Source organism: Vibrio sp. Y10_XG_PY6, from assembly GCF_024181795.1.
Taxonomy (GTDB): domain Bacteria; phylum Pseudomonadota; class Gammaproteobacteria; order Enterobacterales; family Vibrionaceae; genus Vibrio; species Vibrio diabolicus.
The window spans coordinates 1,240,613-1,261,920 of record NZ_JAMZAQ010000001.1 but is presented as its reverse complement, the minus strand read 5'-3'; the positions used below and the strand labels follow the sequence as shown (position 1 = coordinate 1,261,920).

Here is a 21,308-nt window from a genome sequence, read left to right as displayed (position 1 = left end):
TATGATAGTGATAGACAAATTAACGAAGGCCTTCGGTTCAAATAAAGTGGTTGATGAGGCCAATACTCAGTTTGAAAAGGGCAAAGTGACGTCCATTATTGGCCCGAATGGCGCGGGAAAGAGCACGCTGTTATCTATGGCTTCGCGCTTAACGGAGCGGGATGGTGGTAGTGTTATCATTGATTGCAAGGAAATTGCGGAATGGGACACTAAAGAGTTAGCGAAAAAGCTGGCAGTACTTCGTCAAGCCAACTCTATTACCATGCGATTTACCGTTAAAGAGTTGGTCTCTTTTGGCCGTTTCCCATACTCCAAAGGAAATCTGACCAAAGAAGATCATGCGGTGATTGAACAAGCGATCGATTATCTAGATTTACAAGGTATACAAGACAAATATTTGGATGAATTAAGTGGTGGTCAGCGACAGCTTGCGTTTATTGCCATGGTGATTGCACAAGATACAGACTACGTTTTTCTTGATGAACCACTTAACAATCTAGATATCAAACACTCTCTTCAGATCATGAAAGTCGTGCAGCGGTTAGCTCATGACATGAACAAAGCCATGGTGGTGGTAATTCATGATATTAATTTCGCAGCGTGCTACTCGGATGTCATATTGGCGCTTAAGCAAGGCAAAGTTGTGGCAAGTGGTGCGGTGGAGGAGGTGATTCAGGCGTCTACGCTAGAGGATATCTACGAAACGCCGTTTAATATTATCGAATTAAACGGCAAGCGCATGTGTACTTACCATTAATCCAACCTCAGGGCTTAATGAAAGCGATTCCTCAATGAGGATAGATAGGCGAGTTTACTTGGTGAGCTCGTCTATGATTGGACATCGGCTTTCAGCGTCTCCCGGACAAGAAGAAACCCAACCTTCAAGTTGCGTTTTGATCTCCATAAGGTGCGCGATTTTTTCTTCAACCTCTCTCAGCTTATCCATGGTTCTTGCTTTTACTTCGCTGCTTTTTCGGTTGGGATTATGGGCAAGCTGCACAAACTCTTTGCATTCTTGCAGTGAAAAGCCAGCGTTTTTTGCGCGTGATACTAAGTTAAGCTCTTGAATATGATTATCTGAATATTCGCGATAGCCAGAGTCGCTGCGCGCTGGTGGAGATATGATCCCTTTGTCTTCATACAATCGAATCGACTTAGATGAAAGCCCAGTAAGCTTTGCGACAGCACCAATATTCATGTTCAACCTCCATAACGTTTAAGGCGAGTATATACCGATGTTGTGGATAAGACACTCCTAAATAACAGTCAGTTACCTGGGGCCTCTTTACTCTTTTATCACTTCATGCGGTGGTACACCAAATACCTTTTTGAAAGCGCAGGTGAAGTTGGAAGGGTGGTGGTATCCGGCTTCATAAGCCGCTTCCGTGATCGTCACTAGGCCACGTTCCAAGTGTTGCCTCGCAATCTCAAGGCGACGAAAGCGAATATAACCATTTACGGTCATATTCAGTGATTGTTTAAATCGGCGCTGCAGGTTTGAAACGCTCATTGAAAACACGCTTGCCAACTTTTCTAAGCCTAGTTCTTGCTCAAGGTGAGTTTCTATATAGCTAACAATATCCTCTATTCGACCATCTGTGTGCCGTTCATGGTTATTTTTATTAGCACTGAAGTTTTTGGGGATTTGCTCAGTCGCTTGATGCAAAATTTGATAGATCAAGCTTTCAACTTCCAACTTATCTTGGAATTCTTGTGGTGTTTCTCGGCTTGTCAGCGTTTCAGCCAGTTCGCATAACGCCTGGTTAAGCTCTAGAGGATGAAACGCCTGATGAGAGTTAAAAAAGGACCGATGACGACAGGTTTGGTCAAGGCGAGCCTCTAGCCACTGGGGCTTAACCAATATGTTGATCTTATTAATGACGTTATCTTTGAGCAGTGAACGACGAAAGTTTGCAGGTTTGAGTAGGTTCACCACAACACCTTTAGGGCCGTCGCTTGCGTCTAAATCAAATTGCAAATCGTCATAGCCAAACGAGAGCTTACCTTCTAAAAGAATAGTGACCAACAGTGAGGCGTGTGCAGTAGAAACAATATGTGAATCAACAAGCTCTAGGCAACGTCCTCCATGAACAAAGATTTGATCATTGTACTGATATGATAGGAATTTGCCTTCTGCCAGTTGAGTTTGACAAGGTTGACCTTGAGTGACGATCCACTGCTTTCCTGTGGCTTCCAGTTTTTGGGTTAAAGCGATCTTGGCAATTCTAGTTCGTTTTGGTGTGACTTCCTGCATTTGACACTTCCTCATAACACTTGTGCGATTTCGCATAATCAAATCGCCTTTGTATTTATAAAACTCATGCTTATTATGCCTGAGAATTATTATCATTAATATTTAGGAATGAAGTTATGGAAAGCCCTGCTTGTTCATCTATCAAGCTTTCAAGCCTTTGCCTTGCAGTGGGAATGGCGCTATCAAACCCTGTTTTAGCTCAAGATACCGAGTCACATTTTGAAGAAGTCGTTGTATGGGGAACAAAAGTTTCTAGCAATACTGAGTCGATGTTTGCGGACGACATGTCACTGAAGCAAGCGGATCATATGTCTGATTTACTGCGCGATATTCCCGGTGTGGATGTTGGTGGAACACACTCTGTGAATCAACGTATTACCATTCGTGGTTTGAGCGAAACCGATTTGGACATTCGTCTTGATGGTGCTTCTCAGCATGCGAGCATGTTCCATCACATTGGGAACTTAACTCTAAACCCTGACATTCTCAAATCTGCCGATATCCAGGTAGGTAATAACTCTGTGACTCAAAATGGCTTAGGCGGCTCGGTTTATTTTGAAACGAAAGACGCTCGCGATTTACTTCGTTACGATGAAACGTTTGGCGCTCGTGTTTATGGCGGTTATGCATCCAACGACAACCAACAAGGCTCGTTGACACTGTACGGGCTTTTGTCCGAAAACATTGATGCGATGGTTTATGGCCATTACGTTACGCGTGATGACTTCGAAGATGGTGACGGCAACAAAACCTATGGCGCTGCGGGTGATGTTTACAACATTCTGGCTAAGTTGGGGTATGAACTAAACGACATCCATCGTTTTGAGCTCTCTTATGACATGTACCGAGACAGTGGTGATTACAGTCCGCGTCCTGATATGTCGGGTAGTGCGAACAATGGCTTATCGAGCACGTTACTTATTCCTACGGATTATGACCGAGATACCGTTACCTTGAGTTACGAGCTGCGAGGCGAACAGCATAAAGGTAACGTCACACTTTATAATACCGAGACAGAAATTAAACGGGATGAGAGCGTTATGGCTCCTCGCTGGCCTTCGAACCGTTTATCGAAGAACACCGCTAAAAACCAAAACTTTGGTTTGAATGGTAAGTTCCAGTCGGATGTTATGTTAGGTGAGTTTGATAATCGAATCACCTATGGTTTCGACTACATGGATAAGACATCTTCAAGTTACTACGGTAGTCGTAAGTTCATGGATGAATCGGCCATTTCAACCGCATTGTTTGTAGAAGACCAGTTCTTCTTCTCTGATGCTTTCTTTGTTACCGCAGGTATGCGTTTTGATGATTACAAACGTGAAGCTGAAACGGGGACGAGTAATTATGATGATGTGACCTGGGCCCTAGCAGCAGAATGGGCAGTCACCCAGGATTGGACGTTGTTTGCGAGCGCACGCTCTCTATTCAAAGGCCCTGAGCTGATGGAAACCTTTATTGCTTACCAAGACGTTGCATTTTTAGAGGATGGACTAAAGCCAGAAACGGGGTTGAACACACAGGGTGGTGTCCGTTTTGATAAAACCTTTGATAAGCATTTCTTTGGAGCGAATATTACGGCATTCCAAACGGAAATTGATGATTACATTGCAGACCAGTACCAAAACGCGACTCAAACTTACCTGATTTACAACTTAGGTGATGTTGAGATTAAAGGCTTTGAGGCAAGTGCTTCTTATGGCTACGACAAGTTTAACAGCAAACTTTCTTACTCTAAGTCGGACACCAAAAACAAGAATACCGGTGGCCCTGTTGCTGGGGGTAATGGGCGTAGCATTGATATGGGTGATAGTATTGCTCTAACTTTGGATTACCAGTCAGACGCTTTAGAAACGATCTTCGGGTGGAACTCAATGTTTGTTCTAGAGGAAGACAACGTCTTTGATGGTCAGCCAAAGAAAGCAAGTTATGATGTACATAATCTATATGCTCAATGGGTGCCGTCTGATATTGATGGACTGTCGGTGACCTTTGGTATTGATAATGTATTTGACGAGTTATACAGCTCTCATGCGTCTCGTTCGGGTACGGCACGTGGCTTCACGCTTGATGACTACGAGCCGGGTCGCAACTTCAAACTTTCTGCTGCTTATCAATTCTAATAGGGCTCCCGAGAGGGGGCGCTTCAAAACACGAGTAAATTCATGATTAAAGAAAGCACCCGAATAGATAGCGAACACGCTGACAAATACTTAGTGACACTTTGTCGGCATTTTGGACGAAAGGTTCCTGCTACTTGGAATGAAAACAGCGGTTTGGTGACATTCCCGACGGGAAAAGCGGAGTTTGCTCTTTGCGAGTCTAGCTTGACCATTATTTGTGAGGCGGATTCCGAAGAGAAACTGAGCACAGTGAAGGCGATAATCTCATCGCATGTAGACATGTTCTCTCGTAGAGAAACATTAGCACTTAACTGGGTTCGCTAGAGCTATTGATGAATGTGCAGAAAATGAGAGCGCATTAAAAGCAAAAAGCCCGCGATCTTATCATTCGCGGGCTTTTATTGTTCGAATGCTATTGCTTTTTAGGCTCTAGATTCTAGGCTTTTTTTTTCCTGTTGCATTTTTGCTAGGAAGTAGATATTCACGCAAGCAATAAAGCCGTTAGTTAATACTACAGGCCAAGAATCAATCATTAGTCCGTAAGCAGTAAATAGCGCACAACCAATAAAGTTAAGGATACGAAGCTTAACAATATCTTTCATAGTTAGCGAAATTGCGACCATGATTGAAGCTGCATAACCTAAAATCTCAACCATATTCATGTCCATTTTTTGACCCTCTTAAAATCTGCCGAATTTTGTCGGTACCAATTCTTCTCATCTTGAGATTAATGAGGAAGCTCCATGCCTCGAATGGTCTTTTTTTGTTGTATGGACGCACTATATCAATGGAAAAACCGTGATAAAAGCCTCAAATCAAGGTTAAGAGAAGGTTAGCGATTACGCAAACGTTTAGGACGGGAATTACTGATAATTTTACTTATTGTGTTGATTGATAATAACGATGGTATTAATAGCTCTCACATCATTGAAAGTGGGGGAATATTTACATATGATTGAAAATGATAATTATTTTCAAGTGTAATGTTTATGTATTTTCTTATTAGCTTGCTCGTATTTTTTTTACTGTATATCAGGACAAAGCCGAATTCGTGGTGCTCGGGAATTCATATTGTGAGCCACATTTTCATGGTTATATTTTGTCCAACGATTTATGTCATTCAATATTTAATCGTCACGTTTTTCTCGTCACCAATATTGATTAAGTTGTCATCACGTTCAGGTGTATACAACATTCTTATTGCTTTTCTTCCATTATTGATTGCAACCGGTAGTTTGGCGTTTAGCTGAGCGTTTTCATCTATCTTCTTTTTTAAAACTACTACACTTATACGGAATAAGATATCAATTTCATATAATTAATCGATATTGCGGCGTTAGGACATGTGTCACATTTCTGTGACTACTAGTAAGTTTTACTTACTTTGCTCATTAGTGCGCCATTTATCGATTGTTTAATGAGTTGATACTTAGTCTAATCGTCTAAAGGTGTGCAGTATGCCGCACTAAATCATTTAAAAACTATCTAAAAAGGTTAATGGGAAACGTAGGCCATTAGCGGAGGTCAGATGAGTACGCAAACCGTGCCGCAGAACGCGATTGTAAATGCTGTCAAAGGTGAAGTCTTGGTTTTAGGTCTGGATGGAAAAGTCAGGTCTATAAAAGCGGGGGATGAGTTAATATCTGGCGAAGTGATCATTACTGAAAATAACGCTTCTCTTGATGTACAGATACATAATGAGCTGTATCTGGTTGATGCTAATTGTGTCGCGTGCCTTCCAGAACCTTCTTTTGAACAACCAGAAACCTTGCTGCAATCTCCAGTGAATGGCCAGGTTACTTTCGATCCAACATCTATCGAAGGTGCTAACTTTGACGCTAATGATGTCGCGGCTATCCAACAGGCCATTTTAGATGGTGCTGACCCGACTGCTATTTTGGAAGCAACGGCTGCTGGTGCTGGCGCTGAAGGCTCAGCCAATGCTGGCTATGTGACCGTTGAATATAATAATCCGGAAGTACTTGCCTCCACCTTTTTTGAGACGTCAGCGACTCGTAGCGGTGTAGAAGAACGCGATGAAGCTGATGATTTAGATGTCACTATCTTTGCCGATGGCGGACAATCATTGCAATCTAGCGTAACAGAAGGCTCAATTTCTCTATCAAGCTATCCGCAAACCATTTCTTCTAGTGTGCTGGTTGAAGCAGGGGATCTCGCACTTGATACCGCTTCATTTGTACCTGAAACGTCCTCATTAGAGTCTCTGTTAACCGAGCTAAATAGTGATATTACCTCTGCTGGTCAGCCAGTGGCGTTCGTTTATGACGAAGCGCAAAATGTCATTATCGGCACTCAAGAAGGTAACGAAGTGCTTCGTATAGAGATCGAAGCGACATCTTTAGGCCGTGATTTAGAGTTAGAGGTCGTTACCACGATTAGCCAGGGCATTGACCATGTCGCTTCTGTTGCTGATGGTCAAGTTTCCATCTCCGGTGATCAAATCAATATCGCTTTTGACATTACAGGCGCAGATATTGGTGGTAACAGTATTCAAGCACCTATCGATTTCACGACAACCGTTATTGATGGCGATGATCCGGCGCCGCAAAACGTTACTTTCGAAAACGTTGAATCTTCTTCTACTCCGATTACTGGCACCTTTGTTGATATTGGTAGTGATCAATTGGCAACGGTCACATTTAATCAAGAAGGACTTAGTCAATTTGATGGCCTATTGAGTGATAATCAGGCAACAGAGGCGGTACTCTCTGAAGACGGCAGCACTATCACCCTGTCCATTGCAGGCTCTAATGAAACCGTTTTAACCATCAGTCTGAATACTGATGGTACCTACCAATTTGAGCAATTTAAGCCGTTAGAACAAACAAACGGTGAAGATACGATTGAGCTCTCTTTGCCAACCACAATCGTCGATTTCGACCAAGATACGGCAAGTAACACGTTTACGATGACCATCCTTGATGGCGATAACCCGGTGATTGAAAACGTGACGGGATTGTCTTTAGACGAGGCGGGGGTTGACCAGGGTTCACAGGAAGGCGCGGTAGTAACAAGTGGCTCTGGGTCGATCACGACATCGGTCGGTAGTGATATCATTGACCACTATGAGTTGGAACCTACAGAGTTTAACGTTGGTGGAGAACTCCAATCTCAAGGGCAGGTTGTTCAACTGGAACTCGCGTCCGAGAGTAACGGCGTGCGCACTTACGAAGGCTTCATCGAACTGGATGGCGTGCGTATTACCGTATTTGATGTGGCGATCGATGCCCCTGCATTGGGCGAATATCAATTCAACTTGTATGAACAACTCGACCATACGGGTGCTAATGATGATGCGCTAACTTTCTCACTGCCAGTTTACGCGGTAGATGCGGATGGCGACCGCTCCTCGATTACCGAAGGTTCGAACACACCAGAAGCGGCGCAAATTGTCATTCAGGTTCAAGATGACGTTCCTTCGATTGATGGCGTTGATGCGCTGGCCGTCGATGAAGACGATTTATCAAGCATCGGCTCCGATCAAAGCGACTCTGTGCTCGCGCAAGGTAGCTTCACGACGACTCAGGGCTCAGACCGTGTTGTAAGTTATCAATTAGAGAGCGGCACTGATCCACTCAATGGGTTGGAATCACAGGGTCGATCTATTTCTCTGACGGAAACAGCCAACTCAGATGGCAGCTTTACCTATTCTGCAACGGCAGAAGGGGACGCTATCTTCACCTTACAAGTGAACCCTGATGGTTCTTATTCATTTACCCTTGAAGGTCCAATCGATCATGCTGTGGGTAGCGATAGCTTAACTTTAGACTTCAATATTGTCGCAACGGACTTTGACGGTGACACCAGTTCACTTGTTCTACCGGTAACTATTACTGATGATGTGCCAACCATTAACGACGTTGTTGCTCTTACCATCGATGAAGATGACTTAAGTTCGGTAGGCTCTGACCAATCACAGCCAACGTTGGTTGAAGGTCAGTTCACGACAACTCAGGGCTCTGATAGCGTTGTACAGTATCAGTTGGATGTAAACGCTGATCCTTTAAATGGCCTGCAATCTCAAGGTCAAACCGTCTCCATTGCCGAAACTCAAAATGCAGACGGCAGCTATACCTACAGCGCAACGGCAAATGGCAGTGCAGTCTTCACATTGATTTTGAATACCGACGGCTCGTACAGTTTTGAGCTGCAAGGTCCAATCGACTATGCGGCAGATAGCGACAGCTTAACCCTTGATTTTAGCGTTATTGCGACAGACTTCGATGGTGATACAAGCCAAATCGTGTTGCCAGTTACCATCGTGGATGATAAGCCAACCATTATCGATGTCGATGCAATTACCGTTGATGAAGATGACTTAGCAACAATTGGCTCAGACCAGACTGACCCGATTTCAATTGATGGCACCTTCACTACCACACAAGGCTCTGACCGAGTGGTGAGCTATCAGCTCGACGCTTCTGCAACACCAGTTGATGGCCTTACATCACAAGGCGTGGCGGTCACGCTGACTGAAACCGCAAACGGCGATGGCAGCTTTACTTACGAGGCGACAGCGGGGACTGAAGCGGTCTTTACGCTGACAGTGAATACCGATGGCTCTTATAACTTCACGCTTGAAGGGCCAATCGACCACGCGGTAGATAGCGATGAGTTAACGCTGAACTTCCCAATCATCGCAACAGACTTTGATGGCGATACCACAAACGCCACGATCCCAGTGACGATCGTGGACGACAAGCCAGTTATTACTGACGTGGATGCCATTACGGTTGATGAAGATGATCTAGCGTCAATTGGCTCAGACCAAAGCAATCCAATTTCTATTGATGGCAACTTTACTACCACACAAGGCTCTGACCGAGTGGTGAGTTACCAACTTGATGCTTCTGCAACACCGGTTGACGGTTTAACGTCGCAAGGCGTGGCTGTCACACTGACAGAAATCGCAAACGCTGACGGCAGTTTCACTTATGAAGCGACAGCGGGTGGCAACCCAGTATTTACTCTGACAGTAGATACTGATGGCTCTTACAACTTCACGCTAGAAGGGCCAATTGATCACGCGGTTGATAGTGATGAGTTGACACTGAACTTCCCAATTATAGCTACCGACTTTGATGGCGACACAGTAACTGAAATCATTCCAGTCACGATTGTTGATGATGTACCGACTATTACAGCGGTTGATGCGCTGAATGTTGATGAGGATGACCTTAACGTTGTAGGTTCCGACCCAGGCGGCGATCTGTTCGTTAAAGGCGCGTTTACCACCACACAAGGCTCTGACCGAGTGGTGAGCTACCAACTGGATTCAACCTCTGATCCTGTCGCGGGCCTGACGTCTCAAGGTGAGGCGATTACCTTGGTCGAAACGGCTAATGGTGACGGCAGCTTTACCTATGTCGCGACCGCAGATGGTAATCCTATTTTTACCCTAAACGTCGCAACGGATGGTACGTACGACTTTACGCTTCAAGGACCAATCGACCATGCGGCCAACAGCGACAGTCTAACCATTGATTTCCCGATTATTGCCACCGATTTTGATGGTGATACGGCCACGGCAACTATTCCAGTCACGATCACGGATGATGCACCAGTCATCGATAACGTCGTGCCGCTGGCTGTGGATGAAGATGATCTCTCAGGTATTGGCTCAGACCAAAGCGACGCTGTTTATGTAGAAGGTGCGTTCACGACCACTCAAGGGTCAGACCGTGTGGTGAGCTACCAACTTGACTCAACGGCTGATCCTGTTTCGGGGTTAACTTCGCAAGGTGAGCCTGTTACCTTGGTAGAGACTGCGAATGCCGATGGCAGCTTTACTTACGTTGCTACCGCGGATGGTAACCCTGTCTTCACCATGAATGTGAATGCAGACGGTACATACAACTTCCGTCTGGAAGGGCCGGTAGATCACGCGTTAAACAGCGATGAGTTAGTACTGAACTTCCCAATCATTGCGATGGATTTTGATGGTGATACGACTACTGCGACCATTCCTGTAACCATTACTGATGACGTTCCAAGCATCGACAACGTTGTTCCACTGACAGTAGACGAAGATGATCTCGCCACAATTGGCTCAGACCAAAACGATGATGCGTTTATGTCTGGTTCGTTTAGTACGACAGAAGGCTCGGACAGCGTTGTTAAATACCAGCTTGATGCAACCGCGGATCCAGTAGCAGGGTTGACCTCTCATGGTGAGCCTGTCGTGCTTGCTGAGACGGCAAACGGTGATGGTAGCTTTACTTACACTGCCACAGCAGATGGCAATGCCGTATTTGAATTAGTGCTGAAGCCAGATGGCAGCTACACCTTTACTCTGCTAGGTCCACTAGACCATGCGATGAATAGCGACAGCCTACAAATCGATTTCCCGATTATCGCAACAGACTTTGATGGCGACACTTCAACTAAAATACTGCCTGTCACTATTGTTGATGATCAGCCAAGCATCACTAATGTTGATGCGATCAGCGTGGATGAAGATGACTTGGCTACGATTGGCTCTGATCAAAACGAGTCCGTGTCGATTGATGGTCACTTTGTCACGATGGGTTCTGATCATGTTGTGCGTTATCAGTTAGACGCGTCCTCTAACCCTATTAATGGCTTAACCTCACACGGGGTAGTGGTGACAATGACGGAAAGCGCGAATGCGGATGGCAGTTTCACCTATACCGCTACCGCAGGATCAGAAGCCGTATTTACCTTGACGGTGAACAGCGACGGCAGTTACAACTTCACGCTTGAAGGTCCAATTGACCATGCAACAGGTAGTGATGAGCTGACGCTGAACTTCCCAATCATCGCGACAGATTTTGATGGTGATACCACCACAGAAACGATCCCAGTCACCATCGTCGATGACAAGCCGACTATTACTGATGTCGATGCGATTACCGTTGATGAAGATGATTTAGGCACGATTGGCTCAGACCAAACTGACCCGATTTCAATCGATGGCAACTTCACCACCACACAAGGCTCGGACCGAGTGGTAAGCTATCAGCTCGACGCTTCCGCAACACCAGTGGATGGTCTGACATCACAAGGCGTGGCGGTCACGCTGACTGAAACCGCAAATGGCGACGGCAGCTTTACCTACAAAGCAACGGCAGGCACAGAAGCAGTCTTTACGCTGACGGTGAATACTGATGGCTCTTACAACTTCACGCTAGAAGGGCCAATTGATCATGCTGTTGATAGCGATGAGTTAACGCTCAACTTCCCAATTGTTGCGACCGACTTTGATGGTGACACGTCAGCTGAGACAATTCCTGTCAAGATCGTTGATGACAAGCCGACACTTGGTGGCATCGAAGCAACAAGTGTGCAAACGGTTGACGAGGACGATATCCCAACAGTGGGATCTGATGGTACGCAGGCGAACAGCATTGCCGGTAACTTCATCGCGACTGATGGCTCTGATGGCATTGTGGAGTACGGCGTTTCTGACCTAACGACGCCAGTACAAGGCCTGGCCTCTGGTGGTCAATCATTGGTTATGGTTGAAGTATCAAACGCAGGTGGTGTTTCAGTTTACGAAGCACGTATTGATGGCACGACGACACCAGTATTCCGAGTGACCCTCGATGCCTCTGATGATAGTTACACGTTCGACTTGCTTGCTCCTCTCGATCATCCAAATGCTGATGGCCAAAATGAACTGATCATCAATTTGCCGATAAACGCGACGGACTTTGATGGAGACGTGTCGAACAACATCACCCTACCAATTACAGTTGTGGACGATGTTCCGACCATCGATGGTTTGCTAGCTGGCAGCGAACAAACCGTTGATGAAGATGACCTACCAGCAGGTACGGATGCTGCAAGTGCAGAAGATACTGTTATTTCAGGTACTTTTGATATCACCGAAGGTGCTGACCAAGTTGCTTCTATTCAGCTCAGTGACCTGACCACGCCTGTTACGTCACTGACTTCAGATGGTGAAGCTATAACCTTAGTTCTGTCTTCTAGCGTAAACGGCGTGAACGTCTACCAAGGTGTCGCTGGCAATCCTGCTGAAGTGGTGTTCGAACTGACGTTGGATGCAACGAACAACACCTACGAATTCGATTTACAGAAGCCGCTTGATCATCCAGATGGTAATCAGCAAAACGAGATTGTTATTAACCTCCCTGTGACGGCGACAGATAATGATGGTGATACTTCACCAGCCTTCACATTGCCAATTACCGTTGTGGACGATGTTCCAGTTGTTACCAATATTGAAAGTCTACGTGTCGACGAAGATGACTTACCTCTTGGTTCTGATGGCACTAAAGAGCCATTAACGGTATCAGGTGAATTTGACGTTACTAGCGCAGATGGTATTGATGCGTTCGAATTGGATCTGAGCTCAAATCCTATCCCGAATCTGAAATCGGGTGGAGAAGAGGTAACACTTTCTCAAGACGTTGGTGCCTCAACTGCTGACGCACTTGTTTACGTAGGGCAAACTCCGGGTGGAGTGACGGTGTTCACGTTGACACTTCATCAAGATGGTAAATACGACTTTGAGTTATCTGGTCAGTTAGATCACGCGGTTAACTCTGATGAGATTTTGTTGAATCTACCTGTGAAGATTACAGATGGCGACAACGATACCATCACTGCTACCTTGCCAGTGACCATCGTAGATGACAAGCCAACCATTGATGCTATTAGCTCTGGTAGTACCTTGTCTGTGGATGAGGATGATATTCCAAGCCAAGGTTCGGACGACACGCCAGAATCCAATATCATTGGTGGCAATTTTGAGGTTACCGATGGTGCTGATACTATAGTTAGCTTCCAATTGGACAGCTTAACATCGCCTGTTTCTGGCCTTACCTCAGGTGGTCAGCCGCTTGAATTGGTTGAGTTCTCAAATTCAAATGGTGTGATTGAGTACCGAGCCTATGTTCAAGGTACGACGGATACCGTCTTTAAACTGACGCTAAATGGTTCAGCAGACAGCTACGATTTTGAACTGTTGGGTGCACTTGATCATCCTGCGGGTAACGATGAAAACTCGTTAGTCATCAACTTCCCAGTCAACGCGACCGATTTTGATGGCGATGTGTCCAATAATATCACCTTGCCGATAACAGTGGTGGACGATGTTCCAACGATTGTGAAAGTGACAGACTCCAGCCAGCAAACCGTTGATGAAGATGACCTTGCTGGTGGCTCTGATACGACGAGTAGCGATTCAACGGTATTAACTGGTGGATTTGAAGTCGTTGATGGGGCGGATGAGATTGTCAGCTATCAAGTTTCTGACCTTAATTCTGTTGTGTCAGGGTTAACTTCCAACGGTCAAAACATTGAGCTTAACTTGGTGAGTACTGTTGGTGGCGTAACCGGTTATGAAGCAGTGATTACGGGCACCTCAACCAAGATCTTCACGCTGTCTCTTGATGCGAATAACGACAGTTACCAATTTGAACTGTTGGGACCAATCGACCATGACGCTGTTCAAGGTGAAAACAACCTTGTCATTGATATCCCAATTACAGTCACAGATTTTGATGGTGACACGTCATCATCACTGAATCTTCCAATTACCGTGGTTGATGACATTCCCGAAATTAAATCAGCAGATGCTTTGGCTGTTGATGAGGACGACCTCACCAATGGCTCTCAGGCAACCAACAAAGACAGCCTTGAAGCAACGGGTAATTTCGATACGATGGAAGGGGCAGATACCGTTGTCTCTTACCAACTGGACCTGACATCTAACCCGATCCCGGGAGTCACTTCAGGTGGTCTTGCGGTGACGTTAGTTCAAACCGCGGTAAGCAACAACAACTACACTTATCAAGGGCAGACTCCGGATGGAAACTCAGTATTCACGCTAGTTTTGAACGCTGACGGCTCTTACAAGTTTACACTCGAGGGGGCGCTAGACCACTCAACCCAAGGCGAAGATACTCTCATACTCGATCTTCCAGTCTTTGCGACCGATGTCGATGGCGATACGGCAGGTATTAACTTACCAGTGACGATCACCGATGATGTTCCAACCTTGTACGATGCATCTATTTCGCGTGTTGAGGGGCAAGGCAGCCGCACGGTTCACTTATTCCAAGACCCTGTAGAAGGTGATGACGATCTTGGTGCTGACGGCGCACAAGTGACTTCATTTTCGGCTGATGATTTAGGCATTTACTTTAAGCAAAACGGTGTTGATTCTGATTCTGTCGATTTGAACGGCAGTGACCAAGTTGTGTACGTTCACAAGGTTCTTGACGGAGTGGATACTGAAATCGGTCGTTTGGTTGTTCGAACTGATGGCCGTGTGTCATTCCGTCCGAATGACGATCTTGACCATACAGAAACCGACTCGATTGATTTCACCATCAACGTTGTTGCAACCGATGGTGATGGCGACATTGCTGATGCCGATGTGGATATCTCGATAAGAGACCGTAATGCGCAAATTGACACGTCTACCGTTACTGCGTTCGAGGACCAAGGGCGTGATGGCGTCGTTGTGGGCGTTGACTCTGCAAATACTCAGGATAACTTGTCGACGCTGGATGTGACGCCGGCGAAAGTCAATTTGGTTATCGATTTGCATGATATCGATCGTAACGAAAGCTTAGGTGACATCACGATTCGAGATGCAAGCACGCACAACGGTACTTTCTATTACCGAGATGGCAGCGGTAACTTCATTGAACTGACACCAGTAGGCGATACGGTTGTTCTCGATGCCTCGAATGTCGAGCAATCATTTAGTGGTGAGCTTGTCTCGTTAGATAACTTGTACTTCGTACCAGATCGTCATACATCAACCGATGCTTCTGGTATCGATCCTCGTATCCGTGTGGAAATTCTTAACAATGGTACGCCAGATCATACGATTAATGGTCGTTTAGACATTGAAGTTGCTGCCGTTGCAGATATTGCGACTTGGACGACGAGCAGCGAGTTTAACTATTCTGTCGATGAAGACGGAAACAACGTCGCACTTAATATCACGGCGGAAACTCAGGATACTAGTAATCCTGAAGATATAGTGTACGAGCTCGTCTTTACACAAGGGGAAGGTAACGCAGAGTTAGTATATTCGGGTGGTAGTGCGATTCCACAAACTGGTGGTGTTTATCTCGTAGATGCCAGCCGAATTGGTGACGTTCAAATTGACCCAATCGATAATTTCTCGGGCGAAATCAAGATTGATGTAACCGCGATTACAACAGAAAACAATAATCCGTTATCAGGGAAGGAAACGGCACGTTCAGAGACAGAAACTATCATCATTGATGTTAACCCAATCGCGGACCCAGGTAGTTTTACAGTCAACCGAATCAATGTCTTTGAGGATAACGCTCGAACTCAAGACACCGTCAATCCTGTCACGGATCATGATCCACTTCAGTTAAGTGAAGTGATTACCATAAAGCCGTCTGCGGATTTAGATGGTTCTGAAGCACTGTTTGTGCGTATTTCTGACTTCTCAATTGATGGCGTTACGTTAGTGTGGCTTGATTCAGCAAACCCAAGCCAAATCGTAGAAGTGACCGATTCAAGCGGCAATGTACTCTATTACGAAGTGCCAGAATCTGAGTTAGCCAACGTCGAAGTGCTTCCTCCGTTGCACAGCAATGATGACTTTACTTTCAACGTTGAAGGTATCGTCAAAGACACGGCATCGTTATCTAATGGGGTTGCCGAAAATATTTTGTCACTAGGCAGCAAAACAGTGATCGTCGGTGTGAAAGGCGTAGCTGACATACCATTTATTGAGCTGAATGATAAATCAGGGATCTGGCATGAGTTTAATGACGGCAATGCAAGAGGTATTGAGACTAATATCGATGAGAATGGTCAAGTAGAGTTGGGCTTTAGTGTCATCTCTGGTGAGTTACCAGATAACCCGAATGACCACTCAGAGTCGGTTACGGTTTTGCTGTCCAATATTCCGGCAGGTGTCGAGGTATTTGATAGCGATGGTGCATCCGTCGATCTGACTTTTGTGGGTTATGACGCGCAAAATCAGCCAATCTATGAGGCCAACATCACCACGGCGAATATTAATTCTGGAATTGTTATTAAACCGGAAGCGTCATCGACGGAGAACATTCATATTACAGCCACGACGATCGTCACAGAGAATGATGGTCACAGTCGAACCTCATCGGGTGAGATCCGAATTATTGTCGCTCCTGTCATTGATGCGCAAGATAACTACACGGTTCAATCAGAAGGTGATGAAGATACACGCTTTAATATTGATTGGAAGCCAACGTTGGCTCAAAGCCCTGATACAGACGAGTTCTTTAGTGATGTGACGATTTCTGGATTTCCTCCAGGCAGCACGGTTTATGTCGATGGCGTAGCACAAACATTGGTTTCTGGAACATTAACACTTTCGCCACTAGCGAACGAGTCGGAGCAAGACTTTTCTGCTCGAATCTCTCAAAGCGGGTATGTCCAGGTGCAATTAGAGCAAGACTCTAGTACTGACTTTGATTTGAATACTACGGTGACGGTGAAAGAGATTGACCACGAATATGTCGATGCTTCTAATCCAGGGCAGGGAATTGCAGAAAAAACCATCAATGGCATGGTGCATGTCCAAGTCAATCCAATCGTTGAGCCAGAAAATACAACAGGATCGCTAGACGCCCAGACACGTTTGCTTGTTACTGAAAGCACTGGCGTTGTCACTGACATCGTGAAGTCAGACGGTCAAGGGAACATTGATTTTACGATCAATACTTCAACGGGTGGGGAGTCTGGTGCGAATATCATCAAATACCAAGAGTTTGACGCCTCTTCAGATGAAGTGGTGACTCAGCTTGTTGTTCAGTTCCACAATGTCGACCCTGAGATTCTCAATCAATTGGTCATTGTTGGTGCATTGAACGAAGGCGGCGGTCGATGGACAGTCATTGACGAAGAAAACTTCTCGATTAAAGCGCCTTCGGGTCTTGATTTAACGCCAAACGACGACAGCGATGATGGTGACAACGGCGGTCTATCTCAAATTGGGTTAACCATCTATGCCGAGGTCAACGATTTAGGTGAAGATGCCGTTGAAAAAGACGCAACAGTAGTAAGAGAAACTGACGTGACACTTGAGTTTCCGACGGTTCTCACGCCGCAAACAAGTGTTGCAGCTGAAATTCAGGTGGCTGATGACGTCCAAATTGAAGCATCGGAAGATAATGCGATCGACCTTGGCACTCAATTGACGTCGAAAGTCGATGCGATTAATGCGGATGGTGTGGAAGATGTTTTGACTGTTGTTATTGATCCATCTGCACCCGGTATTCCTCCAGGCTTGGTGATAACAGGCACTGATATCGATTTTGTCAATGGTAAATACGTTTTCCAAGCAGATATTGATGCTAGTGGCAATATCACAGGTTTGGACGGTTTAACGATGCACTTGGCTGAAGATTACGCTGGTGATTTCGAATTGCCTGTGAGGTTTGTCACCAAAGACACAGAGTCTGGCGACGAAAAAGAAAACAACGTGCGAATTCCAGTTCAGGTTTTACCGATTGCAGATGTTCCGAGTTCGGCGGGTGATCAGCCATTAGATGGTGATGTTACACCAAATGTGACAGTGGATATCACAGGTACTCTCGGTTTAGACGCGAACAAACAACCCGTTGATGACCTCAATAACGATGTACCAACGGCGGATGGTGTGGGTTATGAAGATGGTTTAATCCAGCTTAATCTGAATGTCGATTTTGCCGACCGTTATAACAATATCCAAGGTGGTCAGGAAACGCTAACGAATATTAAGTTAGCACTCGATGACACAACACTGGGGGAGTTTGTTGACGCAAATGGCAATAGCTTAGGGACAAGTATTGAGTTTAATGAAGCTGAGATTTTAGCGGGTGCGCTTGATAATGTTCTGTTTAAGCCGAAAGAAAATTATCCCGTAGGTGGGGGACAAAACACCGTCAAGATTAATATTGAAGGAGAGATCACGGACGAGGCTGTATTTGATCAGTCTATCCTAAATAACCCTGGCGATAATATCGATATAAGAACTTTTACTGATGACGTGACATTCGAAGTTACGCCAGTGGTGGACGATATTACGATTACAGGTGCCGATCCTACGAAGCCAATTACCGTGGTTGGTGACGAAGATACTTTAATTTCGTTGAATCAATCAGGCTCTGGGGTTTCGATCAGCTTAAACGATAATGATGGCTCTGAAAGTTTCGTTTCACTCAAGTTAACAGGGATCCCTGATGATTTTGTCGTGCAATCCAATTCCTCTGATTATGTTGTTAAGAACAACGGCGGAGGAGAATGGAGTATTCAGCTAAAAGACCTTACTCAGACATCCGTTGATTTGAGTGACATCCAAATCAAACCGCCGAAAAACTTCAGTGGCGAGGCAGAGATTGGCATTACCGTGTTCATCCAAGAAGAATTGTTACAAGTACCAACTGAGCGAACTAATAACTTTACGCTGGTTGTGAATCCTATTGGCGATGATGTTGATGTGAATCCCGATACTTCAGCTGCGGGGAATGAGGGAGAAGATATTGTTATCAACGTTAATGCGTTAGTGGTTGATAACAAAGAGTCCATCGGAGATGGCGCAACCTACCAGGAAAATGATCCAGAGACGCTGAGAGTTGAGATTTCAAATGTCCCTGATGGGGCGAGTGTTTCATTACCTGATGGAACGGTGTTTACTGACCAAGGAAATGGCGTCTTCGTATTAGAAATCGATGCTCAAGATTTGGATCAAGTGGTCTTTAATTCTGGTGATCGCAACGATAACTCATGGGGTGGGTCACTGCATTTCAAAGTGCAAGCGGTTGATACCGGGCTCGATGGTCGCCAAAGTTTAGGTTCAGCCGAGGAGTTTGACGTAGCTGTTGATGTTGAAGCGGTGAATGATCGACCGGAGTTCGCGAATGTCATTGACGTTGAAACACCAGAAGACAACGCTATCCTGCTGGATACATTTGGTATTTCGGATGTGGATGCGGTACTTGATGATCCTACCGCAGAGTATGTCTTGAATATTGCTGTCGATAGCGGTTACTTGGCGCTCAATCCATCGATTATTGCCAATTACGGATTGACGGTTTCTGGAGACGGCACGGGTTCAATTGAACTGAAAGGAACCGTATCTGACCTTAACGCCGCTATCGCTGATGGTTTAGTGGAGTTTAACCCAGCGCTTAACTTCTTTGGTAACGTCAATGTCGACATCTCTGTCGATGACCAAGGCAACGAAGGGATTGTGATTAGCGGTGTCGATGAAACACTCAATTCAAATAGCAGCCAATTTGTAATTGAAGTCACAGAGGTGAACGATGCGCCCACAACATCTGAAGTGACGTTGACAAGTATTGATGAAGATAGCGGCGCTGTTATTGTTACCGCAGCAGACTTGCTGGTTAATGCGGTTGATATTGAGTCGGACAATTTAACCGTTAGCAATGTTACGCTTGTCGACCCTGCAGCAGGGACGCTTACTCAACTGAGCTCAACGGAGTGGAGCTTTGAACCTGCTCCTGATTTTTACGGGGATGTAAGCTTTAATTACGATATTACGGATGATGGCATGACCAATGGCGTCTCGGATCCGAAGACCGTCAGTGGCTCAGCCGTGATGACAGTGCAGGCGATTAACGATGCTCCGGAGATTGATGGCTCAATGGTCACAAATACGATTGTGGAGTCATCGGATCAAAAAATCTCAGGTATCGAAATCACCGATGTTGATTTTGCAGGTGTTCATGAGAATGAAATCATGACGGTGTCACTCAGCATCGATGAGGGTGATATAAGTGTCGTTGTCCCGGCGGGGAGTGGCATTACTCAAGGCGTTGGTTTAGCAGGTGAAACTATACTGATGGGGACTTTGTCTCAGCTTAATAGTCTTTTCGCTTCGACGGATCCGGATGTCGGTGTATTTATTGATGCCAGTGATGTGAACAGCAATTCTATTGCGCTTACCGTTACCGCTGATGACAATGGTATCTTCTATGACAACTTAACGGGTACCTCACTACAAACATCAGAAACGTTTGATATTAACGTAACGCCTGTCGCTGACGTACCAAACTTGGCCATTGATCAGAACTTTAGTTACATTCAAAGAATTAGTGCGAGTCAAAGTGCAAGCCGTCAAGGCATCGCGCTGGTGGGTATTATGGCTGCGTTGACCGATGTCGATGAAGTACTGGCCTTAGAGCTCACAGGCGTGCCAAGAGGAGCTACGATCACGAGTGAAGCTACAACATCGAATATTAGCTTTGATGGTACAACATGGACTGTTCCAGAAGATGAAATTGATACGCTACACATCAATAATGCGATCCCGGGAGATTACGATATTACATTGACTGCGGTTTCTACTGCATCAAATGGTGACCAAGCGTATTCAACGCCATTAGATATTAATCTAAACGTTACGCTAAATAGTCAAGATATTGATCAGTCTGCTGAAAGTGAAGACAGCTATCTTATTGGTAGTGATGCAGGCATTACTTTAGCAGCAGGTACGGGAGATGATTATATCCTAGGAGGAGATGGAGATGACGTGCTTATTGGCGGACTAGGCTCTGATATTCTGACTGGTGGTGCGGGTAGCGATATCTTTAAATGGACAGAAGACACGGTGGATAATGGTGCGATTGACACCATCACTGACTTTAGCGTCAATGAGGACACCATTGACCTCAAAGACGTGATCGCTGATTTGAATGACCCAACGGCGGGTATTGATGATTTACTTGCGCACATTCAAGCCGATTACGACGCATCAACAGAAAATGTTTCTCTGAACATTACGACGGATGCAAATGTCCAGCAAACCATTGTGGTGGAAAACTTAGGTACATCGATAGACTTCAACGGTCTTAGCTCCAATGAGATTGTAGAGTCATTGCTGAATCACGGTGTTATTGATAACGGATAAATTTGGATTCAACATAAAACGGGCGGCTTTA

At 45.4% G+C, this 21,308-nt stretch carries 7 protein-coding genes; 4 read left to right on the top strand and 3 right to left on the bottom strand.

The window, feature by feature from the left end; all coding sequences use genetic code 11:
• The first annotated feature begins 1 nt into the window (after position 1).
• Complete coding sequence (vctC, locus tag NL644_RS05500) at positions 2-757, top strand: iron chelate ABC transporter ATP-binding protein VctC (RefSeq protein ID WP_005397181.1); 756 nt, start codon at positions 2-4, stop codon at positions 755-757.
• Between the two features lie 54 nt (positions 758-811).
• On the opposite strand, the gene cueR is transcribed toward vctC, so the two are convergent.
• Both cueR and NL644_RS05490 read right to left on the bottom strand, forming a co-directional pair.
• Entirely contained in the window at positions 812-1,198 is a 387-nt protein-coding gene (gene cueR / locus NL644_RS05495) for a Cu(I)-responsive transcriptional regulator (RefSeq protein WP_012842332.1), read from the bottom strand.
• 87 nt (positions 1,199-1,285) lie between these two features.
• Positions 1,286-2,254 (bottom strand): helix-turn-helix domain-containing protein, encoded by a 969-nt coding sequence (locus NL644_RS05490; RefSeq protein ID WP_253658131.1) that lies wholly within the window; start codon positions 2,252-2,254, stop codon positions 1,286-1,288.
• 116 nt (positions 2,255-2,370) lie between these two features.
• On the opposite strand from NL644_RS05490, the gene NL644_RS05485 reads away from it, so the two are divergent.
• Both NL644_RS05485 and NL644_RS05480 read left to right on the top strand, forming a co-directional pair.
• On the top strand, positions 2,371-4,377 hold the full coding sequence (locus NL644_RS05485) for a TonB-dependent siderophore receptor (protein ID WP_182018612.1): 2,007 nt from the start codon (positions 2,371-2,373) through the stop codon (positions 4,375-4,377).
• 42 nt (positions 4,378-4,419) lie between these two features.
• Positions 4,420-4,701 carry a DUF2218 domain-containing protein gene (locus NL644_RS05480; protein WP_046875989.1) on the top strand — a complete coding sequence of 94 codons (282 nt, stop codon included), beginning with the start codon at positions 4,420-4,422 and terminating at the stop codon, positions 4,699-4,701.
• Positions 4,702-4,799: 98 nt separating this feature from the next.
• On the opposite strand, the gene NL644_RS05475 is transcribed toward NL644_RS05480, so the two are convergent.
• Positions 4,800-5,045: a YgjV family protein gene (locus NL644_RS05475; protein ID WP_005397186.1), complete on the bottom strand. Its 246-nt coding sequence runs from the start codon at positions 5,043-5,045 to the stop codon at positions 4,800-4,802.
• 860 nt (positions 5,046-5,905) lie between these two features.
• Here NL644_RS05475 and NL644_RS05470 point away from each other — a divergent pair.
• Positions 5,906-21,277: a retention module-containing protein gene (locus tag NL644_RS05470; protein WP_253658130.1), complete on the top strand. Its 15,372-nt coding sequence runs from the start codon at positions 5,906-5,908 to the stop codon at positions 21,275-21,277.
• Positions 21,278-21,308 lie beyond the last annotated feature (31 nt).